This window comes from Sulfitobacter sp. F26169L (assembly GCF_026410285.1).
Classification (GTDB): Bacteria; Pseudomonadota; Alphaproteobacteria; order Rhodobacterales; family Rhodobacteraceae; genus Sulfitobacter.
Window position 1 is genome coordinate 870,896 of the sequence record NZ_JAPMLP010000001.1, and the last position, 26,530, is coordinate 897,425.

27 protein-coding genes, 2 tRNA genes and 1 pseudogene are annotated in these 26,530 nt (G+C 55.9%); 13 read left to right on the forward strand and 17 right to left on the reverse strand.

Annotation, left to right across the window (positions count from 1 at the left end; all coding sequences use genetic code 11):
* Positions 1-61: 61 nt before the first annotated feature.
* Entirely contained in the window at positions 62-2,953 is a 2,892-nt protein-coding gene (locus OS189_RS04165) for an Rne/Rng family ribonuclease (RefSeq protein WP_416237445.1), read from the reverse strand.
* A gap of 609 nt (positions 2,954-3,562) precedes the next feature.
* On the opposite strand from OS189_RS04165, the gene OS189_RS04170 reads away from it, so the two are divergent.
* A complete protein-coding gene (locus tag OS189_RS04170; protein ID WP_267165999.1) occupies positions 3,563-3,823 on the forward strand; it encodes a hypothetical protein in 261 nt (86 codons plus the stop codon).
* Between the two features lie 72 nt (positions 3,824-3,895).
* Here OS189_RS04170 and OS189_RS04175 read toward each other — a convergent pair whose 3' ends face one another.
* From OS189_RS04175 to purC, 5 genes are read right to left on the reverse strand one after another with little or no spacing between them, the layout of a single operon-like run.
* Positions 3,896-5,230 carry a sigma-54-dependent transcriptional regulator gene (locus tag OS189_RS04175; protein WP_267166000.1) on the reverse strand — a complete coding sequence of 445 codons (1,335 nt, stop codon included), beginning with the start codon at positions 5,228-5,230 and terminating at the stop codon, positions 3,896-3,898.
* A 3-nt stretch (positions 5,231-5,233) separates the two neighbouring features.
* Positions 5,234-7,006 (reverse strand): sensor histidine kinase, encoded by a 1,773-nt coding sequence (locus OS189_RS04180; RefSeq protein WP_267166001.1) that lies wholly within the window; start codon positions 7,004-7,006, stop codon positions 5,234-5,236.
* 35 nt (positions 7,007-7,041) lie between these two features.
* Positions 7,042-7,710 carry a phosphoribosylformylglycinamidine synthase subunit PurQ gene (gene purQ, locus OS189_RS04185; protein WP_267166002.1) on the reverse strand — a complete coding sequence of 223 codons (669 nt, stop codon included), beginning with the start codon at positions 7,708-7,710 and terminating at the stop codon, positions 7,042-7,044.
* Between the two features lie 25 nt (positions 7,711-7,735).
* Positions 7,736-7,966, reverse strand: coding sequence for a phosphoribosylformylglycinamidine synthase subunit PurS (gene purS, locus OS189_RS04190; RefSeq protein ID WP_267166003.1), 231 nt, complete (start codon positions 7,964-7,966; stop codon positions 7,736-7,738).
* A 49-nt stretch (positions 7,967-8,015) separates the two neighbouring features.
* Positions 8,016-8,777, reverse strand: coding sequence for a phosphoribosylaminoimidazolesuccinocarboxamide synthase (purC, locus tag OS189_RS04195; protein ID WP_267166004.1), 762 nt, complete (start codon positions 8,775-8,777; stop codon positions 8,016-8,018).
* 215 nt (positions 8,778-8,992) lie between these two features.
* On the opposite strand from purC, the gene bmt reads away from it, so the two are divergent.
* From bmt to OS189_RS04215, 4 genes are all read left to right on the forward strand, one after another.
* Positions 8,993-10,006, forward strand: a complete 1,014-nt coding sequence (gene bmt, locus OS189_RS04200) for a betaine--homocysteine S-methyltransferase (RefSeq protein ID WP_267166005.1) — start codon at positions 8,993-8,995, stop codon at positions 10,004-10,006.
* 156 nt (positions 10,007-10,162) lie between these two features.
* Positions 10,163-10,861 (forward strand): corrinoid protein, encoded by a 699-nt coding sequence (locus tag OS189_RS04205; RefSeq protein WP_267166006.1) that lies wholly within the window; start codon positions 10,163-10,165, stop codon positions 10,859-10,861.
* Positions 10,862-10,954: 93 nt separating this feature from the next.
* Complete coding sequence (locus OS189_RS04210; protein WP_267166007.1) at positions 10,955-11,107, forward strand: hypothetical protein; 153 nt, start codon at positions 10,955-10,957, stop codon at positions 11,105-11,107.
* The gene (locus tag OS189_RS04215) at positions 11,104-11,739 is read left to right on the forward strand and encodes a DUF1638 domain-containing protein (RefSeq protein WP_267166008.1); all 636 of its coding nucleotides are present in this window, start codon (positions 11,104-11,106) and stop codon (positions 11,737-11,739) included. The genes OS189_RS04210 and OS189_RS04215 overlap by 4 nt, the downstream gene beginning before the upstream one ends.
* 77 nt (positions 11,740-11,816) lie before the next feature.
* Here the strand turns inward: OS189_RS04215 and OS189_RS04220 are convergent, their stop codons facing one another.
* Positions 11,817-12,227, reverse strand: a complete 411-nt coding sequence (locus OS189_RS04220; protein WP_267166009.1) for a SufE family protein — start codon at positions 12,225-12,227, stop codon at positions 11,817-11,819.
* 146 nt (positions 12,228-12,373) lie between these two features.
* Between OS189_RS04220 and OS189_RS04225 the strand changes: the two genes are divergently transcribed.
* The gene (locus OS189_RS04225) at positions 12,374-12,898 is read left to right on the forward strand and encodes a hypothetical protein (protein WP_267166010.1); all 525 of its coding nucleotides are present in this window, start codon (positions 12,374-12,376) and stop codon (positions 12,896-12,898) included.
* Between the two features lie 41 nt (positions 12,899-12,939).
* Here OS189_RS04225 and rnd read toward each other — a convergent pair whose 3' ends face one another.
* From rnd to purM, 3 genes are read right to left on the reverse strand one after another with little or no spacing between them, the layout of a single operon-like run.
* Positions 12,940-14,097 carry a ribonuclease D gene (rnd, locus tag OS189_RS04230; protein WP_267166011.1) on the reverse strand — a complete coding sequence of 386 codons (1,158 nt, stop codon included), beginning with the start codon at positions 14,095-14,097 and terminating at the stop codon, positions 12,940-12,942.
* Between the two features lie 57 nt (positions 14,098-14,154).
* Positions 14,155-14,751 (reverse strand): phosphoribosylglycinamide formyltransferase, encoded by a 597-nt coding sequence (purN, locus tag OS189_RS04235; protein ID WP_267166012.1) that lies wholly within the window; start codon positions 14,749-14,751, stop codon positions 14,155-14,157.
* Positions 14,751-15,797 (reverse strand): phosphoribosylformylglycinamidine cyclo-ligase, encoded by a 1,047-nt coding sequence (purM, locus tag OS189_RS04240; RefSeq protein WP_267166013.1) that lies wholly within the window; start codon positions 15,795-15,797, stop codon positions 14,751-14,753. Before purM ends, purN begins: the two co-directional genes overlap by 1 nt.
* Before the next feature lie 116 nt (positions 15,798-15,913).
* Between purM and OS189_RS04245 the strand changes: the two genes are divergently transcribed.
* A tRNA-Ile gene (locus OS189_RS04245) sits at positions 15,914-15,990 on the forward strand.
* Positions 15,991-16,059: 69 nt separating this feature from the next.
* On the opposite strand, the gene OS189_RS04250 is transcribed toward OS189_RS04245, so the two are convergent.
* Positions 16,060-16,512 carry a DUF4442 domain-containing protein gene (locus tag OS189_RS04250; protein WP_267166014.1) on the reverse strand — a complete coding sequence of 151 codons (453 nt, stop codon included), beginning with the start codon at positions 16,510-16,512 and terminating at the stop codon, positions 16,060-16,062.
* A gap of 71 nt (positions 16,513-16,583) precedes the next feature.
* Entirely contained in the window at positions 16,584-17,903 is a 1,320-nt protein-coding gene (locus OS189_RS04255) for an ATP-binding protein (protein WP_267166015.1), read from the reverse strand.
* A gap of 44 nt (positions 17,904-17,947) precedes the next feature.
* Here OS189_RS04255 and OS189_RS04260 point away from each other — a divergent pair, with 44 nt between their 5' ends.
* The 5 genes from OS189_RS04260 to OS189_RS04280 all read left to right on the forward strand — a co-directional run bounded on the left by OS189_RS04260 (position 17,948) and on the right by OS189_RS04280 (position 21,158).
* Complete coding sequence (locus OS189_RS04260; RefSeq protein ID WP_267166016.1) at positions 17,948-18,880, forward strand: MBL fold metallo-hydrolase; 933 nt, start codon at positions 17,948-17,950, stop codon at positions 18,878-18,880.
* 58 nt (positions 18,881-18,938) lie between these two features.
* A tRNA-Asn gene (locus OS189_RS04265) sits at positions 18,939-19,013 on the forward strand.
* Positions 19,014-19,296: 283 nt separating this feature from the next.
* Positions 19,297-19,641, forward strand: coding sequence for a hypothetical protein (locus OS189_RS04270; RefSeq protein ID WP_267166017.1), 345 nt, complete (start codon positions 19,297-19,299; stop codon positions 19,639-19,641).
* 560 nt (positions 19,642-20,201) lie between these two features.
* Positions 20,202-20,783, forward strand: a complete 582-nt coding sequence (locus OS189_RS04275; protein WP_267166018.1) for a site-specific integrase — start codon at positions 20,202-20,204, stop codon at positions 20,781-20,783.
* An 18-nt stretch (positions 20,784-20,801) separates the two neighbouring features.
* The gene (locus tag OS189_RS04280) at positions 20,802-21,158 is read left to right on the forward strand and encodes a site-specific integrase (protein ID WP_267166019.1); all 357 of its coding nucleotides are present in this window, start codon (positions 20,802-20,804) and stop codon (positions 21,156-21,158) included.
* A gap of 28 nt (positions 21,159-21,186) precedes the next feature.
* Here the strand turns inward: OS189_RS04280 and OS189_RS04285 are convergent, their stop codons facing one another.
* Entirely contained in the window at positions 21,187-21,420 is a 234-nt protein-coding gene (locus OS189_RS04285) for a hypothetical protein (RefSeq protein ID WP_267166076.1), read from the reverse strand.
* Between the two features lie 43 nt (positions 21,421-21,463).
* On the opposite strand from OS189_RS04285, the gene OS189_RS04290 reads away from it, so the two are divergent.
* On the forward strand, positions 21,464-21,721 hold the full coding sequence (locus OS189_RS04290) for a transposase domain-containing protein (RefSeq protein WP_267166020.1): 258 nt from the start codon (positions 21,464-21,466) through the stop codon (positions 21,719-21,721).
* 220 nt (positions 21,722-21,941) lie between these two features.
* Here OS189_RS04290 and OS189_RS04295 read toward each other — a convergent pair whose 3' ends face one another.
* From OS189_RS04295 to groEL, 4 genes and pseudogenes are all read right to left on the reverse strand, one after another.
* Positions 21,942-22,415, reverse strand: a complete 474-nt coding sequence (locus OS189_RS04295) for a protein tyrosine phosphatase family protein (RefSeq protein ID WP_267166021.1) — start codon at positions 22,413-22,415, stop codon at positions 21,942-21,944.
* A 2-nt stretch (positions 22,416-22,417) separates the two neighbouring features.
* Positions 22,418-23,809 (reverse strand): MBL fold metallo-hydrolase, encoded by a 1,392-nt coding sequence (locus OS189_RS04300; protein WP_267166022.1) that lies wholly within the window; start codon positions 23,807-23,809, stop codon positions 22,418-22,420.
* A gap of 1,329 nt (positions 23,810-25,138) precedes the next feature.
* The gene (locus OS189_RS04305; protein ID WP_267166023.1) at positions 25,139-25,270 is read right to left on the reverse strand and encodes a hypothetical protein; all 132 of its coding nucleotides are present in this window, start codon (positions 25,268-25,270) and stop codon (positions 25,139-25,141) included.
* A gap of 84 nt (positions 25,271-25,354) precedes the next feature.
* Positions 25,355-26,433 (reverse strand): annotated as a pseudogene (gene groEL, locus OS189_RS04310) (chaperonin GroEL); the annotation flags it as partial.
* Positions 26,434-26,530 lie beyond the last annotated feature (97 nt).

Sequence of the window (26,530 nt, forward strand, 5' to 3'; positions counted from 1 at the left end):
TATACCTCAGAATACAAAAAGCAGGCCCGAAGGCCTGCCTTTTTCTCAATTTTATTGCGCGTTAGCCGCGACCTAAAGACCACCATCCCTTGCGGCGTGGTTTTGCCTCCTCGTTCGCTTCAGCGGCGGGTTCGGGCTTTGGCGCAGGCTCGGGAGAGATATCCACCTTGGCTTCCGGTTCTGCCTGTTGCGCAGGTTCCGCCTTTGGCTCGACTTTTGCCTGCGCTGCAGGCTCTGTCTTTGCCTCTGGTTCTGCTTTCACTTCCAGCGCGGCCATTGTCTCAGGCTCTGCTTCGGTTGCAGAAGGTGCTGCTTCCTCTGTCGCCTTCGCGGCTGCCGCAGTTTTGGAAGACGCGCGCGGCTTGCGGGGTGCCTTTGGCTTGGGTTTCGTGGTTGCTACCGGATCGGCGGCAACCTCTGCTGCAGCAGGTGCGGCTTCATCCGCCGAAGCATCCGCATCCGCTACGGGTGCTGCCTTGGGCTTGCGCGGTGCCCGTGTGCGTTTAGGCTTTGGCTTGTCTTCCTCTGCTGAAGGAGCTTCTTGGGATGTATCAGCCGCCTTTTCCTCTGCCGGAGCATCATCAGATGCAGGTGTTTCCGCTACTTCTTCCTTGGGCTTGCGGGTGCGCGAACGGCTGCGTGATTTCGGCTTTGGCTTGTCCTCGCCAGTATCTTTACCTGCATCGACATCCGCGTCGGCCTTGTCTGCACTCGCTTCTTTTGCGGGCTTTTGCGATGAACCGTTGTCCGCATCGTCCTGCGCGCCGTCTGACGAAGTGTCATCAGATTGACCGTTGTCACCGTTGTTCTGCTGGTCGTCCCCGTTGGAACGGCCTCCACGGCTACGCCGACGCCGCCGGCGCTTGCGCTTTGGCTTGTCATCGGAGTCGTCATCGGATGCCGAACCGTTCGACGTTGTCTGCGATTTATTTTGCTGTTCGTTCTGATCTTCTTGCGCCGCGGCGGCCTCAGCCGCTTCTGCTGCGGCTGCGTCTGCTTCGTCGATCTTGTCCATCAGGGCAATGTCAGCCGAAACAACCTGCTCAGACTGCTGCACAACCCGCGTGGCGGTTTTAAACTTCTCGACAGAGAAATCAGGGCTGACCAAATGCGGATCACCTTCGATGCGCACGCTAAGCCCGTAGCGGGATTCGATGTTGGCGATGTGCTCACGCTTCTCGTTCATCAAAAAGTTGACGATTCCTACAGGCGCCTTGATCAGCACCTCGCGGGAGCGGCGGCGTGTGCCTTCTTCTTCGATGGTGCGCAAAATCGCCAGCGCAAGGTTGTCATCCGACCGGATCAACCCTGTTCCGTGACAGGCCGTACAAGGCTGTGTCGTCGCCTCGATCATGCCAGGACGCAGACGCTGGCGCGACATTTCCATAAGACCAAAGCCCGAGATACGGCCGATCTGGATGCGCGCGCGGTCGGTCTTGAGCTTGTCTTTAATCATTTTCTCGACCGCGGCGTTGTTTTTCCGCTCGTCCATGTCGATGAAATCAATGACAATCAGCCCCGCCAGATCACGCAGACGCAACTGGCGCGCCACTTCGGCTGCGGCCTCCAGATTTGTCTTGAGCGCGGTTTGCTCGATCGAGCCTTCTTTGGTGGCACGGCCCGAGTTCACGTCAACCGCAACAAGTGCTTCGGTAGTGTCGATCACGATGTAGCCGCCAGAGGGCAGTTGCACCGTGGGGTTGAACATCCCTGCAAGGTAAGCCTCTACCTGATAGCGGGCAAACAGTGGCAGGGTTTCTTCATACCGCTTCACGTTTTTGGCGTGGGACGGCATAATCATTTTCATAAAGTCTTTGGCGATCCGGTAGCCGCGCTCGCCCTCGACGAATACCTCGTCGATGTCGCGATTGTACAAATCGCGGATCGAACGTTTGATCAGGTCGCCTTCTTCATAGATTTTTGTGGGCGCAATCGATTCCAGTGTCCGCTCGCGGATACGTTCCCACATGCGTTGCAGGTATTCATAGTCGCGCTTGATCTCGGCCTTTGTACGTTTTGCACCGGCGGTGCGTACAATCAGGCCCGCGCCTTGCGGCACCTCGATCTCTTGCGCGATCTCTTTGAGCTTCTTGCGGTCGGCGGCATTGGTAATCTTACGTGAAATACCACCACCGCGCGCAGTGTTGGGCATCAGAACGCAGTAGCGCCCTGCCAGCGAAAGATACGTTGTCAGCGCCGCACCCTTGTTGCCACGCTCTTCCTTGACGACCTGCACCAGCAATATCTGGCGGACTTTGATAACTTCCTGAATCTTGTAGCGACGCGGGCGCGGCTTGCGCACGGGGCGAATATCTTCGCTGTCGTCCTCTTCGGCCACAGATTCGATGCTGTCATCCTTGTCGGATGCATCGGTTGCGTCATCGTCACCTGAATCATCACCATCCGAGGAATCGTCAGAACTGTCATCATCCGCATCCGGCGTTTCAACAGGCGTTTCCTGCACACGCTCCATCGGCGACGATGCCTCGTCCTCCGGCACGGTCACTTCGTCATCTTCCAGATCAACAGTTTCCATTCCGTCAATCTCAGACGATGTCGTTGCATCATCAGATACCGCGTCCTCGGCTTTGGATTTGCGAGAGCGGCTGCGCGTACGCCGCTTTGGTTTGGAATCTTCTTCATCTTTTGCGGCCTGCGCTTCGGCATAGGCACGCTCTTCGGCCATCAGCGCCTCACGGTCCGCGATGGGAATCTGGTAGTAATCGGGGTGAATTTCCGAAAAAGCGAGGAATCCGTGGCGGTTGCCGCCGTAATCCACAAAAGCCGCCTGCAACGACGGCTCTACGCGGGTTACCTTGGCGAGATAGATGTTGCCAGCAAGCTGGCGTCTGTTTTCGGATTCGAAATCGAATTCTTCGACCTTGTTTCCGTCGACCACGACAACGCGGGTTTCTTCCGCGTGGGTGGCATCGATAAGCATTTTCTTTGGCATATTACTCTTTTGCACGGGCGCAGACGCGCCGACCTCCCTGGGGGGGTCGCGCGGTGGGCCAAGTGTCTTGTCAGGGCGATGTATGACGGCACAGCGGCGCGGCCCTGTAGGCCACCCCGGAAACTGTATTCAGCGTTTGCGCGCGTCATCGCGGTTCTTCTCCGATACGGGGGCACAAACCTGCAAGGCAGGGCGCGCCGCGCATCCATTAAAAACTGTGTTATCTCGGGCGGTTGGCCTTCAACTTCCATCAGCGTCTCTTTGCCGTTTCCGGCATGATCGGTCTGTTGCACATCAGCGGACTGCCAGCGGCAACAGCGAAACTCTTGTACGGGCGGCGGATTCCACGTGCTATCGCGGCGCACCCATCCCCCTAAGTAAATGCACGCAGGCCCCAAACACAATGGGCAATCACGTCCAATCAATTCTATTTTCACATCCGCAGGGAAAATCAGTCTAAAATTGCCGCCTAAAAGGAGGGTGCGACATGTTGCCGTGTGGCGGCTTTGACAGTAGTGTTGCCTTCAACAATCACGGTGTTTCATCACCCGTTGCGTCACATTAGGAGACAATATGCGAAGTTTAACGCGCCCTGCCCTCATTCTTATTATGGCTACCATGGCATTGGCAGCCTGCGATCCGGCAGAGTTTGATCCCGATCCCGATGTGCGCCGCGATGCGCGTGCCAACCGCAAATGTGTGGTGTCAGTCAAGGAACAAACCGGCGACGCTGCGTCACGGCTTAACACTACTTTGCCAATTGTCGAGATCAACCAGTATATCATCGACGCGCCAACACTTCAGGAACGCTGGATGTGCCGCACCGATGACGAAGGCAATCCAACACAGCTTTACAAACTCGGCGGCTGAACTTTCCGTCACAAGCCTAAAAAAGGGGCGCAATTTTTGCGCCCCTTATTCATGTACACGCTGCTTTAATCCTTACAGATAGTCAGAGCGTGCTAACTGGTATTTCGCCATCTTCTCGTTCAGCGTCCGGCGTGGCAGGCACAGCTCGTCCATCACACTGGCGATAGAGCCTTTGTGTCGGCGCATGGTGTTGTCAATCAACATCCGCTCGAACGCTTCGACGTACTCTTTCAGAGGCTTGCCTTCGGTTGTCATCACCGGTTGCATTTCGTCATGATCCGACATCAGCAGCGAGGCAATAGTCCCCGATCCGCGGCGCGACTGTAGCACCGCACGCTCTGCTACATTGATCAGCTGGCGCACGTTGCCCGGCCATGGCGCTTGCAGCAGCTGCGCCGCTTCCTGCGCTGTCACCTGCGGCGCATCGCAGCCGTATTCATCGGCAAACTGATCGCTCAGCCGTGTGAACAATGTCAGAATATCCTCACCACGCTGGCGCAGGGGCGGCACGGTAATCCGCAACGCGGCCAGACGGTAAAACAGATCAGAGCGCAAAACATCTTCCGAGGTGCGACCCGCCTCTTGCAGGTTCGAAATTGCCACAATCCGCGTCTCCGCTGGTGTGCCTTGTTCGTTGATCACCGACAGCAGCCGCGCTTGCAATGTCTCGCTCAACGCCTCGACGTCCTCCAACACCAGCGTGCCGCCACGTGCTTCCTCGATCGCAGGCAATTGTGCATCTTCAGGTTGCATGGGGCCGAACAACCGCTTGCTTAACGCGTCTTCCTCATAGGCAGAGGCACTGACCAACACAAACTTCTTGCCCGCACGGCTGCCCACAGCATGTAGCGCGTGGGCCACCAGCGTCTTGCCTGTGCCTGTCTCACCATCAATCAGAACGTGGCCATCGGCCTGTCCCAGATCCAGAATGTCCTCGCGCAGACGCTCCATCACCGGGCTTTGGCCAATCAGCTTTTTCATCAATTGGCCACCGTCCGATAATTCACGACGCAGCAAACGGTTGTCCATTACCAGACGGCGGGTGGCTGTGGCCTTTTTGGCAAGCTCGCTCATCCGGTCGGGGTTGAACGGCTTTTCCAGAAAATCAAACGCGCCGACCCGCATCGCTTCAACGGCCATCGGCACATCACCATGACCTGTGATCATGATGACCGGCAATGCGCTGTCGCTGCCCATCAGCTTTTTCAGAAATTGCATCCCGTCCATGCCTGGCATTTTGATATCCGAAATCACAATTCCCGGATATTCGGGGCCCAAAACCTTCAGCGCATCTTCTGCACACGCAAATGTCTCTGTGTCATACCCCGAAAGCGCCAACCACTGGCTGATCGACTGACGCATATCCTGTTCGTCATCGACAATCGCAATTTTCATCGCCTGTGCCATATCTTACTCCGCCGCCTGTGTTTCTTTTGTACCGTCCTCAAGGATCGGCAATTGCATCTCAAATACCGCGCCGCCGGACTGACCATTGCGCGCCGTCAGCCGCCCGCCCAGATCGCTCACAATCCCTGACGAAATGGCCAGACCAAGCCCGACACCGTCGCCCGGTTGCTTGGTAGTATAAAACGGCTCGAACAGCGCATCCAAGTCTTCAATCCCCGGACCGTTGTCGCGCACTGTCAGTGTTACGGTCTCCCCAGCGGTCAAGATAATCTCGACCGAGGGGTTCCGCTCTGATTTGGTGGCATCAAGGGCGTTGCGCAAGAGGTTGACCAAAACCTGTTCGATCCGCATCCGGTCGCCCAATGTGTAAACCGGCGTGTCGGGCAGAACACGCGCAATCTGCACCTGTCGCTGGCGCAACTGCGGTTCCATCATCGTCAGACTGGACGCCAGCGCATCCGCCATATTTACCGGCGAAAATGTCTCTTGCCCCTTGCGCGCATAGGATTTCAGCTGCCGCGTGATCGCGCCCATCCGCTCGATCAGGTCGTCGATCCGCCCGAAACTGCTGAGCGCTTCATCAGGTCGATTGCGCCGCAACAACAGGCGCGCACCGGCCAGATATGTCTTCATTGCGGCCAGCGGCTGGTTCAACTCGTGACTAACAGCAGCCGACATTTCACCCAACGCCGCCAGTTTGCTAGACTGTTCCAGCGTCTGTTCCGCGACTGCAAGCGTTTCCTGCACGCGCTTGCGCTCGGCTATTTCCCGCTGCAACGCGGCGTTCAATGCGCGAAGCTCTGCCGACTCGCGTTGAAAGATCGCCGCACGCCACGCGGTTCGACGGCTAAGAAAGTAGAAAGCCAGCGCCAGAAGAATAGCGAATCCCATAACTTCAAGCGCAAGAACACCGTTAACCCGCTCACGCACGCTTGCGTAGGTGGTATAGCTCACCATGCGCCAGCCGCGAAAATTCACGCGCGCATCCAGCCGCATCACTGCTTCACCCTGCAAATAGGCGTCAGGCGGCAGTGCAGTCCAATCGGCTGTGGCCTGTATCGCACGCTCTATCGCGCCTTGGGGAGTCTGGTTGGCTAACGCTTCTTCTTCGGTTTTGCCGCGCCAGCGCGGTTCGGTTGCGAGTAAAATCTCACCGTTGCTGTTGGTTACAATCACTGCATCAGAAATACCGGCCCACGCGCGCTCGAATTTCTTCAGATCGACCTCAACCGCGATCACGCCCACCGTTGTGCCGCCGTTCTGGATACGGCGGGAATAGAAGAACCGGTAATCGCCGGTGTCCTGCGGGATCACACTGAAGATCGTCGCGTTGGAGCGGATAGCATCGACAAAATATGATGCTGATTTATGCGCCGCCCCGATCCGGTTACGATCGGTCGCTGCTACGGTACGTCCATCCGTATCCAGCAACATCAGCGACGCGGCACCGATTTCCTCTACAAATGAGATCAGCCGCTGGGTCGACAGCGAATAATCCGCAGTTTCCAGCGCTGCAATCAACGAAGGGTCACGCCCCAACAGTTGCGGCACGATCGCGTTCTGGCGCAATTCCGCCAGCAGGTTCCCGCCATAAAGAGCGATCCGCAGTTCGGCCCGGTTACGGGTGCTTTCGGTGAAACGGTCCGTCAGCAACCGGTTGGTGATCGAAATGACCACAATTGCAAACACCAGCATTACCGCCAACGCAATTCGCACCCGCCAGCTTATCGCCGCAGGTTGCCAAGGTGTCTCTGTCAGACTTCGGTCATCGTTCATCGCAACACACTACCACAGTGCAGCGCGCGCTCAAGTCAGGCGGTTGCCAATGCCCCAGCCAATGCGCGGAACAGCGCCACTCCGTCAGTGCCACCATGACCGGCGTCTGCTGCCCTTTCGGGGTGTGGCATCATACCCAGTACACGACGGTTCTGTGACAGGATACCAGCAATGTCCGCCTGCGCCCCGTTGGGGTTATCTGTGTAGGTGAAAGCAATACGGTCTTCACCCTCAAGCATCGCGATCGTGTCTGCGTCAGCGAAATAGTTACCATCGTGATGCGCAATCGGAATATCGATGGTTTCACCCGCATTATAGCCCGCCGTGAAATCCGACGCAGATGTTTCGACCTTCAATCCGACAGTTTTGCAGATGTATTTCAAGCCCGCATTGCGCAACAGCGCGCCTGGCAACAATCCGGTCTCGGTCAGCACCTGAAATCCGTTGCATATCCCCATCACATAGCCACCACGTCCTGCGTGGGTCGCAACAGATTTGCAGATCGGTGAATTCGCGGCAATCGCGCCGCAACGCAAATAGTCACCGTACGAAAATCCGCCGGGAATACCGACAATATCAATGCCTTCGGGCAATTCGCTATCTTTATGCCACACCATAGTGACATCAGCACCCGCCCGCTCGAACGCGACCGCCAGATCGCGGTCACAGTTAGAACCGGGAAAAACTACTACAGCGGCGCGCATTACACTTCTCCCCACAGACAACCCATCACGACATTTCCACCGTGTAGCTTTCGATAACTGTGTTCGCCAACAGCTTCTCGCACATCCGCGTCACATCCGCTTCGGTTGTACCTTCGGCCAGATCAAGCTCTATCACCTTGCCCTGACGTACACCCTGAACACCGGCAAATCCCATTGCGCCCAATGCATGGCGCACAGCCTCGCCCTGCGGATCCAAAACACCAGCCTTCAACATCACATGAACCCGTGCCTTCATGGCGCGCCCCTCTTCTTCATTTTTCAATAAACCCAATCCGACACGCGCGTCAGTTGATCAACGTCGGCTTTGTAATCGGCGTCGAATTTTTCGGCATCACACCCAAACGCTTGGCCACCTCGGTATAGGCATCCGTCAGCGACCCCAGATCACGGCGGAACACATCTTTATCCAGCTTCTGCCCTGTTTCGATGTCCCACAACCGGCAACTGTCGGGTGAAATCTCGTCCGCAACAATCAGCCGCTGGAAGTCACCGTCGTAGACCCGACCGATCTCGATCTTGAAATCGATCAGCTTGATCCCGACGCCATACATCACACCGGACATGAAATCATTCACCCGCAAGGCAAGGCTCAGGATATCATCCATATCCTGTTGGCTGGCCCAGCCGAAGGCGGCAATATGCTCTTCGCTCACCAGCGGGTCACCCAGAGAATCATCTTTGTAGCTGTATTCGACAATCGGGCGCGGCAATTGCGTGCCTTCCTCTAGCCCAAGCCGCTTTGACATGGTGCCGGCGGCATAGTTGCGCACAATCACTTCCAGCGGCACAATCTCCACCTGACGGACAAGTTGCTCGCGCATGTTCAGACGCTTGATGAAATGTGTAGGCACACCGATCTGGTTCAAACCGGTCATGAAGTACTCAGACAAGCGGTTGTTCAGAACACCTTTACCGTCGATGACGGCTTTCTTCTCCGCGTTGAATGCTGTTGCATCGTCTTTGAAGTATTGCACGATTGTCCCCGGCTCGGGGCCTTCATACAGGATTTTCGCTTTACCTTCGTAAATCTTCTTGCGGCGGGCCATGGGCGTCCCCTGTCTCTTAAACGGCGCGGGAGAGTCCCGCCGCCCTGTTGCGCTTCTCTTAGTGCACAGCGGCCCGTGCTGCAAGCATCGTGCAAAACCCGACCAACACACCCTGCCTCTAGGCCTGCTCATAATCAACATGAGTATTTTGCGCATTGCTACAGACCCAGTGACATGAAAAGAATACGGACCACTACAATCTGGAGAACCGCCATATGTCGAACCTGTTTACCGAGATGCTGGCGGAAAAAGGTGTTTTACTTGCGGATGGTGCAACCGGCACCAATTTGTTCAACATGGGACTTATGTCCGGTGATGCGCCAGAACTCTGGAACACCGACCATCCGGAAAAAATCCTGACCCTCTATCGCGGTGCGGTTAATGCGGGGTCCGATTTGTTCCTCACAAATACCTTCGGGGCAAACGCCTCCCGCCTCAAGTTGCACAACGCTCAAAGCCGCGCACATGAGCTTAGCCGCGTGGCGGCGGAGCTGGGGCGAGAAGTCGCCGACACAGCGGGTCGCAAAGTGATCGTTGCAGGATCGGTAGGACCTACAGGTGAAATCATGGAACCCGTCGGTACACTGTCCCATGCCAGCGCGGTTGAGATGTTTCACGAAACGGCCGACGGGCTGAAAACCGGTGGCGCCGACATTGGCTGGCTTGAGACAATCTCGGCGCCCGAAGAATACCGCGCCGCCGCCGAGGGCTTTGCATTGGCCGGATTGCCGTGGGTCGGCACAATGAGCTTTGACACCGCCGGACGAACGATGATGGGCATGACCTCTGCCGGAATGGTCGACATGGTGCATGATCTGGACAATCAGCCGCTGGCGTATGGTGCCAATTGCGGCACAGGTGCATCCGATCTGCTGCGCACCGTGTTGGGGTTTTCTGCCAAGAATGCCACGTTGCCCATCGTTGCCAAAGGCAACGCCGGCATCCCGAAATACCACGAAGGTCATATCCACTATGACGGCACACCGGAACTGATGGCAAAATACGCCGTCATGGCGCGCAACTGCGGTGCGCAGGTGATCGGCGGATGCTGCGGCACAATGCCTGTCCATCTGGAAAAGATGCGCGAAGCTCTCGACACCACCGCCAAAGGAGCAGCCCCCGAACTGGAAGAGATCAAGGCAGCCCTTGGCGCGTTTTCCTCCGATAGCGACGGCACAGACGGTGCAGGCCCCACTCGCGCACCGCGCAAAGGACGCAGACGCCGCTGATATAGAGGCGCATAAATCGCCCCAAACAGTCTCAATACCGCAGCATCAGGTCGCGCCTTGCGCCTTTGTTGTCGCAATTGCTTTAGTATTTTAATTGCGGTCTGACAAACATGAGTGAACGTCAGGCCCACAAGCCCGCCAAGAAAAGGGAAAGCTATGTCAGAAGAAGATGAAATCATCCTGTCGGAACTTGACGATGAAGAACTTGTTCAGCAAATGTTCGATGATCTGTATGACGGCCTGAAAGAAGAAATCGAGGAAGGCGTCAACATCCTGATCGCGCGCGGTTGGGCGCCCTACGATGTCCTCACCAAAGCGCTTGTTGGTGGCATGACAATCGTGGGGGCCGATTTCCGCGATGGCATCCTGTTTGTGCCCGAAGTGCTGCTGGCCGCCAACGCCATGAAAGGCGGGATGTTTATCCTCAAACCCCTGCTCGCCGAAACCGGCGCACCCCGTGTGGGCAAAATGGTGATCGGCACGGTCAAAGGCGACATCCACGACATCGGCAAGAACCTTGTGTCGATGATGATGGAGGGCGCAGGCTTCGAAGTCGTCGATCTGGGCATCAACAATCCTGTCGAATCCTATCTTGAAGCGCTGGAAAAGGAAGGCCCTGATATCCTCGGGATGTCAGCCCTGCTCACCACCACAATGCCCTATATGAAGGTGGTCATCGACACGATGGTCGAACAGGGTATTCGGGATGATTACATCGTACTGGTCGGCGGTGCCCCCCTGAACGAAGAATTCGGCAAAGCGATCGGTGCAGACGCCTATTGCCGTGACGCCGCCGTGGCCGTCGAAACCGCCAAGGAATGGGTCGGGCGCAAACACAACAGCGCAAACGCTTGAGCGGGCACATCGCTCTTCACCAAGGCCCTGCACAGTCAGGGCCTTTTTTTGTGTACCCGAAGTTCCCATCTATTGGTTAGAAAAGGAACCGCCATGCCAACACTGACTTTCACATTGATGCTCGCCACCGTGATCACCGCCGCCGCTGGTACCATCTGGATGATCACATACGCGAACGGCCTTTCGCTCGCTGTGGCACCTATCCTTCTCATTGCCACTCTCGCACTCCGGGCATGGCGCAGATGACACTGGATGATTCAAAGCTCACCGAAGTCGGGCTGCCGCTGAAAGCAAAACAGGGCAAAGTCCTGATTATCGCCTGTGGCGCCCTTGCCCGCGAAATCCTTGATCTCAAGGCCGCCAATGGCTGGGCACATCTGGACCTTACATGTCTGCCTGCCAACTATCATCTCTATCCGGAAAAAATTACCGAGGCCGTGCGCGATGCGGTCGCAAAACACCGTGCCACATATGATGATATCTTCGTCGCCTACGCCGATTGCGGCACCGGCGGTCTACTACAGGCTGCCTGCGCCGAACTCGACGTCCGGATGATCGCAGGCCCACACTGCTACAGCTTCTTTGAAGGAAATAACCGTTTCGCAACGATCAGCGAAGACGAGATCACAACCTTCTATCTGACCGATTTTCTGGTCCGCCAGTTTGACGCATTCGTCATCAAACCAATGGGCCTCGACCGCCATCCGGAATTGCGCGACATGTATTTCGGAAATTACAAAAAACTTGTATATCAGGCTCAGACAGACGACCCCGCCCTTACCGCCAAGGCCCGCAAATGTGCAGACCGCCTCGGCCTCATTTTCGAACGCCGCTTTACTGGCTACGGTGATCTAAAAACCACCCTGACCGAACTCTAGACCAGCCGGCTTCTTTTGGCCCCAAATATCCCGGGGGAATTGGCCGCAGGCCAAGGGGGCAGCGCCCCCAACCCCTCTCAAACAGCGCGCGCTGCCGTTTCCCGCACCCGCTCGATCATCGCCGTCAACCCGTTCGAGCGTTGCGCAGACAAATGTTCGTTCAACCCCAACCGCCCCAGTTCCGCACGCGCATCCACTGCCAGCACCTGTGTAGGTGTCAGGCCGTTATAAAGCGTGCGTAATACCGCAATCAGACCCGACACAATCATTGCATCCGAAGCGCCGTCAAAATGCAGCTTTCCATCCTGCATTTCCGCATGCAGCCAGACCTGACTGGCACAGCCATTCACCTTTGTGGCAGGCACACAAAGCGCTTCATCCAGCGCAACCATCGCCTTGCCCTGATCTATCACATGGCGATACCGGTCTTCCCAATCTTCCAGAAATTCAAAATCTTCGACAAGTTCTTCAAATTCGGCAGTCGCCATCAGATACTCCTGTGATGCGGGTTTGAAACCGAGGTAGGCTGTGACAGTGAAAACGTCCAGCCCCACATCATGGCAAACGCACCTCTTCCCAACTGCGCAGGGATGCGTTAGGTCATATCCAACAGCAGTATTTCACGGCAGGTCCCATGCGCATTTCCCTTTCCGTTCTTCTGGTTGCATCCATGTCATTGGGAGCTTGCGGTTTTGTGCGTGACAGTGCGCTCAATCCTTCCAACTGGTTTGGCCGCTCTACGTCCGAAACCTTGCAAACAGCAGACGCAAAGCCCGCAAATCCGCTGATCCCGAAAAAATCCGGACTGTTCGCGCGCCGCGGTGCCGATGAAATTTCATATGCAGGCAGACCGTTTGAAGAGATTATTGATCTTACAGTTGAACGCGTTCCCGGGGGAGCAATCATTCGCGCCACAGGTCGCGCAGACCGGCAGGGGCGCTACGCTGTTCAACTCACACCGCAACAGGAAGATGAAACTCCCGTCGACGGTGTGCTGACATACCGCTTTGAAGGGGTTGAGCCTGCCCGCAACACCGCCATAGGCGGCCCTGTGACACGCGAAGTAACCGCAGCGCGCAAGCTGACCGATCAGGATTTGCGCGGCGTGCGCAGCATCCGCGTCGAGGGTGTGCGCAACGCCCGTGTCGCGCGGCGCTAATTTCCCCTCGATAAACTATCTCGTTGCATGAAGGCGGCGGGCTAGACCCGCACAACCTTTACGTCATTGCCAACGGCGGTCAGGGCAATCTTGCCGTCGCACAGCGCTACAGCATCATCGCCAAACACATCCTTGCGCCAGCCGCTCATCGCTTGCACGTCGCGCACGCCGCCTGCAATGGCATCCAGATCAGCAGCGCTGGCTATCAATTTGGCGGCAACACCGGCGCTTTCGGTTTTCGCTTTCAACAACACCCGCAGCAGATCCGCAAGCGCCGGATTTACCTGAAGCTTTTCGCGGCTGCGATCGGGCTGGGGAAGATCCCCACTCGGGCAGGACACACCCTTTGCGACTGCCTTGAGTATACCATCCGCAATTTCGCCCTTGCGCGCGTCTCGCAATAGCAAACGCGCCCTCCCCAGCTCCTCGTGATTCTTTGGTTTGTTCGAGGCAAGTTCCACCATGGCATCATCTTTGAACACACGGTTGCGCGGAATATTACGCTCCTGCGCATAAGCCTCACGAAAGGCTGCCAATTCACGAACAATTGCCAAAAACCGCGCCGAATTTGTCCGCGTTTTCACCCGTTTCCACGCATCACGTGGCGCTGTGACATAGGTGTCGGGATTGGTGAGAACTTCCAGTTCTTCCTCCACCCATTTGTCACGGTTGGACTGCTCAAGCTTTGCAGCCAGATATTCATAAACCTGACGCAAGTGCGTTACATCGGCCAAGGCATAGGTTTTTTGCGCATCCGTCAGCGGGCGGCGCGACCAATCGGTAAAGCGCGAGGTTTTATCCACTCCCGCCTTGGCTATCTTGCGCACCAGCGTTTCATACCCCACCTGCTCGCCAAAACCGCAGACCATCGCGGCTACCTGGGTGTCAAACAAGGGTTCGGGAAAAACCTCTGCATCCACAAAGAAAATTTCCAGATCCTGCCGCGCCGCGTGAAATACTTTGACGACAGAGGTATCGCGAAACAGATCGTACAGCGGCTCCATCGACATATCGTTCACCAGCGGATCAACGAGCACCGCGTTGCTGTCATCGGTTCCCGGCATGGCAAGCTGGACAAGACAGAGTTTGGAGTAATACGTCCGCTCGCGCAGAAATTCTGTATCAACAGTAATATAGGGATGTTTCGCAGCCTCTGTGCAGTAGGAGGCCAGTTCGTCAGTCGTCGTAATCGTACGCATATGGTAAAAATCCTTGGGCTTGACCTAGCGGTACAGAAACCGCAGCGGTTTGACCAGTCAGCTTGGCAAAATCAACAGGCTGCGATCCCCTGCAGCAAAACGGCGCAACACAGCAGGGTAAAGAATATGTTCCTGCACCAATACACGCGCCGCAAGGGTTTCGGGTGTATCATCCTGTCGCACCTCCACCACCGCTTGCCCCAGAATCGGCCCATCATCCAGCGCGGCGGTCACTTCATGGACGCTGCATCCGTGAACGTGATCCCCCGCCTCCAGCGCGCGGGCGTGGGTGTTCAGGCCCTTGTATTTGGGTAAAAGAGAGGGGTGGATATTGATCATCCGCCCCGCCCACTGATCGGCAAATTCGGCCGTCAGCTTTCGCATAAATCCCGCAAGGCAGATCATATCGGGTGCAAAAGGATCCAACGCGGCGGTAATCGCGGCCTCGAACGCGGCACGATCACCGGCAAAGGGGCGATGATCGACAACAACAGTCGGCACACCGCGCGCTGACGCATGTGCCAGCCCCCCTGCATCCTCGCTGTTGGCAAGCACCACACATGGGATGCCTGCATGTCCGCTGCGCGCCATATCATCCAGCAGCGCCACCATGTTGGACCCACCGCCCGAGATGAAGATCGCAACGCGAACCATTAGACCAGGCTGCCCTCATAACTGACACCGTCCTGCGCAATAACGGTACCGATGGTAAAGACGGTTTCGCCTTTCTCCTCCAGCAGTTTCGCCGCGGCTTCTGCCTTGTCGGCCGGTACAACCAGAATCATCCCGATCCCCGCGTTGTAGGTTTTGAGAAGTTCGGTTTCATCCATGCCACCGTGCGCCGTAAGCCAGCGAAACACCGGCGGCAGTTCCCAAGCGCCCAGATCAATCCGCGCGCCCAGACCATCAGGCAGCACCCGTGGCAGGTTTTCTGTCAGCCCACCGCCAGTGATATGGGCCAGCGCATTCACCATGCCTTCACGCGCCGCTGCCAAAGCGGGTTTGACGTAGAGGCGCGTCGGTGTCAGCAGAACCTCGCCCAGCGTACCCGCATCCCATGGGCACGGATCGCTCCATTGCAGGCCGGAATGTTCGACGATAACGCGCACAAGACTGTAACCGTTGGAATGTACTCCGTCGCTGGCCAGCCCCAGCAGCACGTCCCCCTGAGCCACATCGCGTGGCAATGCGCCGCCACGTTCCATCGCGCCAACGCTAAAGCCGGCCAGATCGAAATCACCTTCGGGATACATCCCCGGCATTTCGGCGGTTTCCCCGCCGATCAGCGCACAGCCCGACATCTCGCACCCTTTGGCGATCCCCTCGATAATGCGGGTGGCTGTATCTAAATCCAGCTTTCCGGTTGCAAAATAGTCAAGGAAAAACAGCGGTTCGGCGCCTTGGCACACCAGATCGTTCACACACATGGCAACCAGATCAATGCCCACACCGTCTACATTTCCGGTGTCGATTGCGATCCTGAGTTTGGTACCCACACCATCCGTGGCCGCAACCAGTACCGGATCATCATATCCTGCCGCCTTGAGATCAAACAGCGCGCCAAAGCCACCAAGACCGGACATAACCCCCGGACGGCTAGTACGCTTCGCAGCCGGTTTGATACGTTCTATCAATGCGTTGCCTGCATCAATATCCACACCTGCATCCGCATAGGTGATCCCGTTCTGTCGCTCGGTCATTTTAAAAAGCCTCTGGCTGGGTAATCCTGTTGCACGCGACCTAAATCATATCACCCAAAGTCGCAACGCAAACCCTTGACGAAAGGCGCGATGCACAATACGCAATCGCCCATGGTGGGCCTGTAGCTCAGTTGGTTAGAGCAGAGCGCTCATAACGCTTTGGTCGTAGGTTCGAGTCCTACCGGGCCTACCAAACATCACCACCATCCGGAAAATACAGCGCTGCTGCTGCCAGCTTCGCGCCCACGGATGGCCTTGTCGGTCAGGTACGAGTCGGGCTGACGTACCAGTTGACCTTCATTTCAACGACGGTTTCATCCTCGGCATCCCGAATATCGATCACGACATCGAACGCCACCTTCCCGTCCGCTTTGATCGCTGCCATCAGCTCCACGCCGCTTTGCGAGGTGCGCGCCGTGGCCGTCAGCGTACCCTGTGCGAGTTTTCGATAGGTGATTTCTGCCATTTCCGCGACCGGGCGCATTTGCAGGATGACTGGCGCCAGGGCGCCTGCAACAGCCGCGCCCGATGCTGTCTCGCCCAATGTAAACATCGCGCCTGCGTGCTGGCCCTTGATATGGTTTTCCGTTTCGCGGCGCTGTTCCAGACGTGCTACTGCTGTACCATCGGCAACCTCAAGCAGCTCGACCCCTGTCTGAGTCGCATAAGGCACTGCTTGGCCCAGATGGGCTTTGATCATCTCGTAGGGGTCCATGGCGATGCTCCGGCTGACTGGTTTTTGGCACAGTGCATAGGGACTCTGCCTGCATCAACCCTGCCCCGCGGTCAGCGTGCCATGACAATATCCGCACGCAACCCGCCCAGCCGCTCGGATGTGCCCAAACGCAGCACGCCGCCGTGGCTGCGCGCAATATCCACTGCAATGGCCAGCCCAAGGCCGACCCCGCCGCCCTTGTCCTGATTGCGGGAGGGGTCCAACCGGGTGAACGCCTTGGTTGCCTGTTCGCGCTGGTCCTCGGGAATACCGGGGCCGTCGTCCTCTACGCGGATACGCAGGGTTTTATCTGTCAGCATCACCGACACCTCCGCACGCGACCCATAGCGCACGCCGTTGGATATCAGATTGTCCAGCGCACGCCGCATCGCCCCTTCACGCAGGCGCACAGTGCCCTGCCCGACGCCCTCGCGCAGCAGAAGGGTCACGTTGCGCCCTGCCCTGCGTGCATCGTTCACAACATCCTCAACCATCGCAATCGGGTCCACATGCTCGGGCTCGCCCTCGGCGGCGCCTTTGGCAAAATCAAGGAATTCATCCAGCATCCCTTGCATATCGTCTACATCACGCAGCAACGGCTCCGCGTCTTCTTCGTCCAACATCGCAAGCCCCAGGCGCATCCGCGTAAGCGGCGTTCGCAAATCGTGGCTGACCCCCGACAGCATAAGCGTGCGTTGCTCTATGTGCCGCTCGATCCGGTGGCGCATATTGACAAACGCATTACCGGCCGCGCGCAACTCTACTGCACCAGCGGGTGTATAGGGCACGTGCCGCCCGCGGCCGAACGCCTCTGCCGCGCGCGCCAACCGTTTGATCGGTCGCAATTGATTACGCAGATAGATAATCGCGATGAGTGTCATCACAATGCCGAACGCGATGGTATAGACAAACAACTGATGAGGATTGGCCGCCGAAATACGCCGCCTGTCAAATTCGATCCGCACCAACCCGTGCCTGCTGTTAACAAAAACCGATACCGCGCTCTTCTCCGACAGATCCACGGCCTCGAACCCGGACAACTGATCCGAAAGCCGTCTGGTCAACACGGAACCGGAATAATCATACCACAGCCGCTGGTTCACGGCATTCGCGGTATTGGCTGGAGAAACTGCAATGCTGAGTGGGGCAAGCTGCGTCTGCACGTCCTGCGCGCCTTGCGCCAGTGTAGGCGCGCTTTCCACCACCTGCATCACCAGCGCCAGTTCACGCAGAACCGTATCCGTCATTTGGTGGGTCACCCCCTCAAAATGGCGCTGAGCAAAAATAACGGTGACAACCAATTGCAAAAAGACAACCGGCAACAGCAGAATCAGCGCTGCACGCCCGTAAATTCCGCGCGGCATATAGCGTTTGATCAGGTTCCATGACATGCATAAAACCTAAAGGCTCAGCGCCCCAAGCGAAAGGTCAAACCATGCAGGCACCCGATGACTTTGATCCGCCAATCGGCATCCCGCAAACGCTGGAACCGGATTTGCGACGGATAGTGGCACCAAACCCCTCACCGATGACCTATCGTGGCACGAACACCTATCTGCTGGGTCAGCGTGGTCTGGCTGTCATCGATCCCGGCCCGCAGGTCGACTCCCATTTACAAGCGATTCTGGCCACCGTTGGTCCGGACCAGCACATAAGCCACATCATCGTAACCCATACGCATCTTGATCACTCGCCGCTTGCACGCCCTCTGGCAGAGCGCACAGGCGCCCCGATTCTCGCCTTCGGCGGTCCCGACGCCGGTCGCTCCGACATTATGCGCCAGCTTGCGAATGCAGGCACCGTTGGCGGTGGTGAGGGTGTGGATTGCGATTTTACGCCGGACGAATTTGTCGCAGATGGCGCGCAGATTAAAGGTGACGGCTGGCAGCTCGACGTCATCCATACCCCGGGTCATATCGGCAATCATATTAGTCTGGGTTGGAACGCCGCGTGCTTCACAGCCGATCACGTTATGGGATGGGCTTCTTCACTGGTATCGCCCCCAGATGGCGACCTGACCGATTTCATGACGTCATGCGCCAAATTGCAGGCGCGCAACTGGCGTGTATTCTATCCGGGTCATGGCGCGCCGGTGGACCAACCGGCACAGCGGCTAGAATGGTTGGTTTCCCATCGTAAATCCCGTGAGACATCCATTCTCGACGCATTGGCCCAAGGCCCGAAAAGCGCCCCCGACATAGCACGCATGATCTACACAGAGACACCCCCGTCCCTGCAAGGCGCGGCCACCCGCAACGTCCTCGCGCACCTTATCGATCTCCACGGTCGCGACCGCGTCAGCTTTAATGCCCCGCTCAACGAAAGCGCAATTTTCAGTCTTTGTTCAACTGCGGAAAAAATTTCCTAAAAACAGGTCAAATCGGTCTGGACGAACGAAATTCCCGCCGCTATACGATGCAGACCGTTCCGACGTAGCTCAGCGGTAGAGCAGTTGACTGTTAATCAATTGGTCGTAGGTTCGATCCCTACCGTCGGAGCCATTTTACCCCTAAGCGCATTAATTCATTGAAGCTTTTTATTTTTCCTCGATGGTATTCGGCTGTTATGTGCAAAAGTTGCACACGGGGTCACGCAAATCCCTCTGCCCTCGGCTTTCAGCGTTAATCGTCCCCAAGCCAAGGACGACTAATGAGCCATCAATAATATCTGTTTAAGAAGGGCAAAAACTTCTACTTCAGACGCCGCATTCCGGGTTTATCCACAATTCTTTCACCCGTTTTCCTGTTTTTAGAGACGAAAAGCTAATTTTTTGCGCATACATGCTTGTCGAAGCTGACCATGGAATTCGACGATATGCTTGAAGCCTTTTTACTTGCGGCAGGTGAACTGCCTGAAGATTTGATCGCACGGTACATGCCCGTTCGGTTACAACATGCTGTTACCAACATCCGCCGTCAGTACAGGATGGAACGCCGCACAGGACGTGGCACTGCGACAAATCCGACGTCAATTGAGGCAAAGAAGATCGTTCTGGAAATTTTTCTTAAGGACGGAATTCGGAAATCTTTTCCGTTGCACCTTGTCCAGCAAGACTGGGGCCTTCACCAGCTTGGGGCCGTCATGGACGCTTACGTTTCGAGGCGGACCTTGCTGCTTCCCCTGCCCTGAACGGCCAGCTTGTGGCCTAATTCACATCAGCTACGGGAGTTGTGCCTGCTTCCCTCGAGCATCATGCCCAAATTCTCGAAATTTAGTTTCATGCAAAAATCGCAAGCCTTGAAACTTCTGACGATCAACGCCTTCAACGATTAAGCGCCTTTCGCGATATGTCTGCGAAGCTCATCGAGCAGGCTGCCCCGACCATCGGTGATGGCAAGTTTGGGAAAACACTCGATGGAGCGAGTGTTGGAGCGCACGTGAAAGCTAAGGACACCAAACTGCCAAACACTTAAAAAGCACCGACGAGGCCTGATCAAACGCTTATCCTGACGCCGGGTGTCGAAATTATTACAGAACCTCTGACAAAGTGCCTCTTGAATGGACAGTTCGCAGCTGCAGGTGAACGGTCAAAAAATGTCGCACTTGAGGCCGGTCATATCGATCAGAAAACTGCTGTTGGACGCCGCGCAAAAACAAAGCTGTTTTGCCTTCTGACCGGCGTTCAAACGGTGACAGAGATCGAGCAGTATCACCTTCGCTGATTCGAGGAGAGACTGGCAAATACCCCGTTGAACTTCAACCGATCTTACAAGGATGCAGAACTTACGCTGACAGAGATCAACATCCGAGCTGACGGGCTGACCGATGAAGAGCTGGGCTGCTCTGTCTCCACCTTCAATTCGCATATCGATACGATCGGAGCAGTCCTGCGTCATGCAAGAGCGTTCGACCACAGTGCAGTTCATCCTGGAGTCGACACCAGGCTCGTGAGACGCCGCGAAAAAACGCGGGGGCGCAAAAAACGCAATGCATTTAAACCCACAGAAATCAAAAAATTATTTCAGCACCCTGTCTGGCATGGATGCAAATCCCCCGACCGTCGGCATGAGACCGGCCAGCTTATCGAGAAAGACGGCCTCTATTTCGTACCGCTGATCGTTGCCTACACCGGTAGCCGGATGGAAGAGATCGCAGGGCTGGCCACAGATGCTATCCTCCTTACCGATGGAGGCTTCGGTTTTGATATTTATCCACATGATCAACGGCGCCTCAAAAACCCACAAAGCGAGCGTCTGGTGTCTATCCCCGAACACCTTATCGCATTGGGATTGCTTGAACTTCAGGCAAACATGGAAAAAGACGGGGCATAAATACCTTTTCCAGAACTGATGCCTAAAAGCGCAAAGAAGAAATTTCACTCGGCGTTAAGGCACAATTGGCGGAAGCTGAGAGAAATCCAGCTCGACGGAAACCCACGCGATCTGGATGCACATAGCCTGCGTTATGCTTTCAACCAGGCATTGAAGCTTGAGACATCCGTGACCCGCGAGGTCCGCCTCGATATCCTTGGACATGCGGGTGTCGTCATCAATGAGGAAGTATACGGGGACGAGGATGGAATGCCTCTTTGCCTAAAAAAGCAGGCCATCGATCCGCTGCCAAGGGTATTCTGGGCGACAGCAATACTTCGCTTTCTCAGAAAGCGGCTGCATTTAGGAAAGCTTGAAAACCGGCGTCTTGAATAGTTTCCGGACGCAAGACCTGGCGATCGGTTCAAAAACATCGCCAGAATAGCTCGAAGGTGATTTCCTTCCCGCGCACCCCGGCCAAAACAATGCGGATCTTCTCCTCCGCCGAGTAGGTCTGGCGGGTCTTGCGGCGGATGTTTTTGACCAGCTTGTCAGCTGCGTCTTCCGATGTTCCGGGCTTCTTGTTCGTCTTCGTTCCAGAACGGCTACGATGAACCAGAAACCCTCCATTGTTCAAATTATTAAATCTGTCCCACAAGTGCTGACGTCAGACATATCAGGATACCGATCTGGTCGGACGCATGTTCAAGCCGACAAATTTGCTGCGCAAGAATGCTTTGTTCACCGGCAACTTCGAAGGCGGTCAGGCATGGGGGATACTGTGGTCCATCATCGAAACTTGCAAACTCAACGGAGTGAACCCGGAACCGTATCTGAAGTGGGTTTTGAATCAAATTATGAATAAGCTGCCACGCAGTGAATACGAAAAGCTGCTGCCATGGAATGCTCCCGCAGAGTTCCTGGTTGGCCGGTGGACGGGGCGGAAAACCGGACCTTAGCTGCGATTTAACGGTGCAGCTTTGGGGTCCGGAAAAGCTGTCGCCCCTGCTCAAGTAGCTGAAAAGGGCCGATTTGGTTGAGAGCCGACGCGCGGGCCAGACAATCTCTTACAGCATCGAAGGGCATGAGGCCGCCTCAGTGCTGGCAAGCCTGTATGCGCATAATTGCGCCCGCGAGAGAAAACCAGCGCGCTCAGACAGGCTCGAAGCTCTGGTCATACTATTTTCCGCCTTTTTCGTCCGCATAGGACTTCACGAATCCACCGATCTTCTCATCCGTCAGGTCGATGCCTCGGGCTCTCCCTTCTTGCAGAGCCGTATCACCGTCCCAGCCCTTGTCCGCGGCCAGAGCCATCAGCGTCATCGCTCCGGCCCGCTTGCCTGAGGCGCAGTGCAGGAAGACCGGTTGGGGGAGATCATCCAAGGACCGCCGAAAGTCATCGACAGTCGCCGCGTCCAGACTGTCAGCGGTGACCGGGTGGTGCAGATAGTTCAGTCCCAGCTTCTCAGCCTTCTGCCGCTCCTCCTCTGGCGTGAACCCTTCTTTCTCCCCTTCCGCGCGAAAGTTCACCACCGTCCTCGCACCGGCCGAAGCCACTTGTTCCAGCGTCCCCGCATCGGGGGTGAACAGCGCCACGGAATGGCTCGGGTCGATCGTTGCGATCATCTTTTTTTGGTCATTGGTATCGGTCATTCTTATTTCTCCTTTTCGGTGGGATAGTCGGCGGCAGTCCAAGCCTTCCAGCTTCCCGGCACATTGCGAACGTTGGTAAACCCATTGGCCGCGAGCAGGCTTGATGCGATACTGGCGCGAAAACCACTTGCACAATAGGTGGCGTAGGGTGCGGATTTATCGAGGTTTTTCATTTTTTCTCGCAGCTCGCCGAGAAAAGCATGGGTCGCACCGGGGATATGCCCGCCGTTCCATTCATCAGGCTTGCGCACGTCAAGCGGGGCTAAGTCATCCGCGTCTTTCAGATCATGCACCGAAATTTGCGGGATTTGGGCCAGCTTGTGCCCAGCCTCACGCCATGCACCGATACCGCCTGCCAGATAGCCGCCAAAATCGGTAAACCCGGTGCGCCAAAGCAGGCGCAGCACGTCGCTCACCTGCCCATCATCCTCTGTCACCAGATAGATCGGGCGCTCGGGGTCCAAAAGCCAACCGGCCCAGACTGACAGTTCGGGCTGCACACCGATGTTTAGGCTGCCGCGAATGTAGCCCCCGCCGAAGGCCATCATATCCCGCACGTCCAGCAGTTGCGCGCCTTCTTCTGCAACCGTTGCAAAAGCCTCAACCGTCATCGGAGGAATGCGCGGCAGGTTGCCCTGTACCTCTGGTCCCTTTGCATTTATCTTCTTCATACGGGGATAATGCGTCGGCACCGGTGGCGCGTCGTTCAGCATCGTCTCCTTGAACTCATCCAGATCCTTGATCTGCGCATACCTGTTGAACCGCCGTTCATAGCCAATGGTCGAAGACATCCGGTCCCCAATGTCCGGCCCGCAGGCCGAGCCAGCGCCATGGCAGGGATAGATAATCACATCATCCGGTAGCGCCATGAAGACATCGCGCACCGTATGGAACAGCTTCTCTGTCAGCTCCTCGGTTTCGTCATCACCCAAAAGGTCCGGGCGGCCCACGCTATCAACGAAGAATGCATCGCCCGACAGCACACCCCAAGGCGTATCTTTGTGGCCGTCATAAAGCATGTAAGAGATATGTTCAGGTGTATGGCCGGGGGTGAACCGCGCCTTCATCCGCATGCCGCCAAAGTTGAATTCATCCCCATCGCGCACCGTTTCATGGACAAAACCATATTCCGCGCCGCCCTCGGTGCTGACATACAGCTTGGCCTCTCCGCCCAAACGGTCCACCAATTCGCGCGCGCCGCTAAGGAAATCGGCATGGATATGGGTTTCAAATACATGGGTGATCGCCATGCCAAAACGTCGCGCGGTCTCGATGTAGATCTCGACATCGGGGCGCGGGTCGATCACGGCGCAGACATGGGCAGCGTCATCGCCTAGCAGGTAAGAACACTCGGCCACGCCATCGGCGAGAATTTGTTCAAAGCGCAGGGTCATATCGTCCTCCTTTGCGAGAACAACAGAGGAACCATAAGAGAAGTTCCAATCGGCTAAGGGCCGACCTGCCATATTGAGCGCGGATTAGTCCATGGGGACCTGCTAAAAAATATTAATCCGTACGGCCACGAAGCTCATCGAGTGTCGCCTGTATTGACTACAGACCTTGATGAATTATTGGCAATAAGAGCCTTCAGGTCCTTCGCAGTACATGAGTTGAAAAAGCCATTGGCCGGGATAAATACACAGGTCCAGATCACCTCAATCGCGCCACTCGAAGCGACCCGAAAGAACGCTTTGGCTCAGATTCAGAATGACATCGGACGGACCGACAGGATGGTGCTGCAATGTCCGCTATGCGGTCTATCAGCTGCTAGAAATGCTGCGCCGTTCACGAACGGCCTGTCTGGGGAAGCCGCGCTACGGCATTGGAAGGCTGATTCTATGACCGGTTAGGGCCGTCCTTGCAGGTGGTGGCGGGCCTAAATATGATCATGCTCCAAACGATCAAACGGCGGGTGCAAGCCCAACCTTACCAGATGCTGAAAAAGGAACGAACGTCAGCTTTCTTTCGTTCCTGTTTCGGGCTTCCGAGGCGGCACGCAATTCTACGATGAGGTCAAAGTCAAAGACATTCGTAAAGTTCTAAGGACACATTTCATCTGTTTCCGTCCATCGAAGCTATCTGAACGCAGACTTCAAACAGACCTTTTGTTTATCAATCTTGAGTCGAAGGGATGGTTTGTGAAAGACGCACAGCAAGGCAATGTGTGGAACATTTTACGCCTCACACACATTATTATGGATTACTGGGTGCTTGTTGATCGAGAAGGAACTCGAAAAACGCGACCACAGACAAGATGACTTGAATAACTGCGGCATTTCCGGTTGCCGATTTATTGGCGAATTCAGCAAGCCATGGTGCAAGAAACACACCGAGCCCCAGAACAAGGCCCAAGTACGGCGGCATCAGATTATGTCCGCTACAACCGTAACCCGCAATGAGGAGAGTCGGTGAGCCTGAAATCCTCAGCAGCCCTGCCTCATTGACGAAAAGATCGCTTTTGCCCGCCTCGCCCGGAAAAAAGCAAAAATGGGGATAAGTCAGCCATAAGCCGGATGCAGGAAAGGTTCATCTGAACACTGCACGTTGCTGCAACGGGCGTACTCTGAAATCAGGCATCATGCGTCGATGGCCGGATCGGCAAATATGCCAAGATCAACAGCATTGGCCATCTCTTTGACATCTATTAAACCATCATCAACTGTGTCCATTTCGCGGAAAAGTTCTTCAGTGAGTTCCGGGTAAAAAACCAACAGCTCCGAAAGCTACGCCATCCCTTCTCCATCGGTATCAATCTCGGTTGTCATAGCATTTGCAGAGAAAGCAACAAAAGCTGCAAGCGCGGCAACAAGAGTTACATTTTTCGTGGGTTTTCCAATTGAAACAGTGCCGTCCATTTTTGACAGCACCTATTAAGCTATATACGCACGCAGACGAAACGGCCCGCAGACACATGCCTGCGGACCTTGTTTGCGGTTGGTTTACATTATGCCGCCCATGCCATCCATGCAGGACATCGCGCTCCCGCCAGCTTTCGCTGGTTTTCCTGCAACGACCGCCTCAATGGTAATCAACAGCCCTGCAACTGACGCGGCATATTGCAGTGCAATCCGGACGACCTTGGTCGGGTCGATGATGCCAGCTTTGAGCATATCGCAGTACTGTTCTGACTGCGCATCCTAGCCAAACGTCCTGCTGGTGTTCTCGACTATCTTTCCAGCAACGACTGAACCATCAACACCGGCATTTTCAGCGATCTAGCGCAGCGGGGCCTGAAGCGCTTTGCGAATGATCGCGATATCGGCCGACTGATCCGGGTTGTCGCCTGTGAAGTCTTTCAAGACCTTGCCCGCATGGACCAGTGCGACACCACCACCCGGCACAACGCCTTCTTCGACAGCGGCCCTTGTGGCGTTCAATGCGTCGTCAACACGGTCTTTGCGCTCCTTCACTTCAATCTCGGTAGCGTCACCGACCTTTATTACCGCGACACCGCCCGCAAGTATGGCGAGGCGCTCTTGCAGTTTTTCTTTGTCGTAATCGGAATCCGTGTCTTCAAGCTGTGCGCGGATCTGCGTGACCCACGCTGCGATTTCCGACTTTTCGCCAGCCCATCAATGATGGTCGTCGTATCTTTGGTAATGTTGATCTTCTTGGCGTCGCCGGGCATGTCCATCGTAACATTCTCAAGCTTGATGCCCAGCTCGTCCGAGATCACTGTGCCGCCTGTAAGAACGGCAAGGTCTTGCATCATCGCCTTGCGACGATCCCCAAATCCGGGTGCTTTGACCCCAGCGACCTTCAATCCACCACGCAATTTGTTTACAACAAGCGTTGCAAGCGCTTCGCCATCGATGTCTTCGGCGATGACCAAGAGCTGCTTGTGCGCCTGCATGACGGCTTCAAGCAAAGGCACCATTGGCGCCAGCGATGTTAACTTTCTCTCGTGAAGCAGGATGACACAGTCTGCGAGGTTTCCCGTCATTTTTGCAGGTTCCGTGACGAAGTATGGGCGGAGGTAGCCGCGATCAAATTGCATGCTCTCAATAACTTCGGTCTCTGGTAAACAGCATGGAAATAATCCTTTTGAAGATTTCCGGATAGGGGTGGCATACTTAGAGACGCATTGGCACTCGCCACACCTGAGTGCCAATATT

Coding starts and splice junctions, on each gene's coding strand:
- OS189_RS04165 (WP_416237445.1), bottom strand. CDS start 2,953: ATGCCAAAGAAAATGCTTATCGATGCCACCCACGCGGAAGAAACCCGC.
- OS189_RS04170 (WP_267165999.1), top strand. CDS start 3,563: ATGGCTACCATGGCATTGGCAGCCTGCGATCCGGCAGAGTTTGATCCC.
- OS189_RS04175 (WP_267166000.1), bottom strand. CDS start 5,230: ATGGCACAGGCGATGAAAATTGCGATTGTCGATGACGAACAGGATATG.
- OS189_RS04180 (WP_267166001.1), bottom strand. CDS start 7,006: ATGAACGATGACCGAAGTCTGACAGAGACACCTTGGCAACCTGCGGCG.
- purQ (WP_267166002.1), bottom strand. CDS start 7,710: ATGCGCGCCGCTGTAGTAGTTTTTCCCGGTTCTAACTGTGACCGCGAT.
- purS (WP_267166003.1), bottom strand. CDS start 7,966: ATGAAGGCACGGGTTCATGTGATGTTGAAGGCTGGTGTTTTGGATCCG.
- purC (WP_267166004.1), bottom strand. CDS start 8,777: ATGGCCCGCCGCAAGAAGATTTACGAAGGTAAAGCGAAAATCCTGTAT.
- bmt (WP_267166005.1), top strand. CDS start 8,993: ATGTCGAACCTGTTTACCGAGATGCTGGCGGAAAAAGGTGTTTTACTT.
- OS189_RS04205 (WP_267166006.1), top strand. CDS start 10,163: ATGTCAGAAGAAGATGAAATCATCCTGTCGGAACTTGACGATGAAGAA.
- OS189_RS04210 (WP_267166007.1), top strand. CDS start 10,955: ATGCCAACACTGACTTTCACATTGATGCTCGCCACCGTGATCACCGCC.
- OS189_RS04215 (WP_267166008.1), top strand. CDS start 11,104: ATGACACTGGATGATTCAAAGCTCACCGAAGTCGGGCTGCCGCTGAAA.
- OS189_RS04220 (WP_267166009.1), bottom strand. CDS start 12,227: ATGGCGACTGCCGAATTTGAAGAACTTGTCGAAGATTTTGAATTTCTG.
- OS189_RS04225 (WP_267166010.1), top strand. CDS start 12,374: ATGCGCATTTCCCTTTCCGTTCTTCTGGTTGCATCCATGTCATTGGGA.
- rnd (WP_267166011.1), bottom strand. CDS start 14,097: ATGCGTACGATTACGACGACTGACGAACTGGCCTCCTACTGCACAGAG.
- purN (WP_267166012.1), bottom strand. CDS start 14,751: ATGGTTCGCGTTGCGATCTTCATCTCGGGCGGTGGGTCCAACATGGTG.
- purM (WP_267166013.1), bottom strand. CDS start 15,797: ATGACCGAGCGACAGAACGGGATCACCTATGCGGATGCAGGTGTGGAT.
- OS189_RS04250 (WP_267166014.1), bottom strand. CDS start 16,512: ATGGACCCCTACGAGATGATCAAAGCCCATCTGGGCCAAGCAGTGCCT.
- OS189_RS04255 (WP_267166015.1), bottom strand. CDS start 17,903: ATGTCATGGAACCTGATCAAACGCTATATGCCGCGCGGAATTTACGGG.
- OS189_RS04260 (WP_267166016.1), top strand. CDS start 17,948: ATGCAGGCACCCGATGACTTTGATCCGCCAATCGGCATCCCGCAAACG.
- OS189_RS04280 (WP_267166019.1), top strand. CDS start 20,802: ATGCCTAAAAGCGCAAAGAAGAAATTTCACTCGGCGTTAAGGCACAAT.
- OS189_RS04290 (WP_267166020.1), top strand. CDS start 21,464: ATGTTCAAGCCGACAAATTTGCTGCGCAAGAATGCTTTGTTCACCGGC.
- OS189_RS04295 (WP_267166021.1), bottom strand. CDS start 22,415: ATGACCGATACCAATGACCAAAAAAAGATGATCGCAACGATCGACCCG.
- OS189_RS04300 (WP_267166022.1), bottom strand. CDS start 23,809: ATGACCCTGCGCTTTGAACAAATTCTCGCCGATGGCGTGGCCGAGTGT.
- OS189_RS04305 (WP_267166023.1), bottom strand. CDS start 25,270: ATGGACGGCACTGTTTCAATTGGAAAACCCACGAAAAATGTAACTCTT.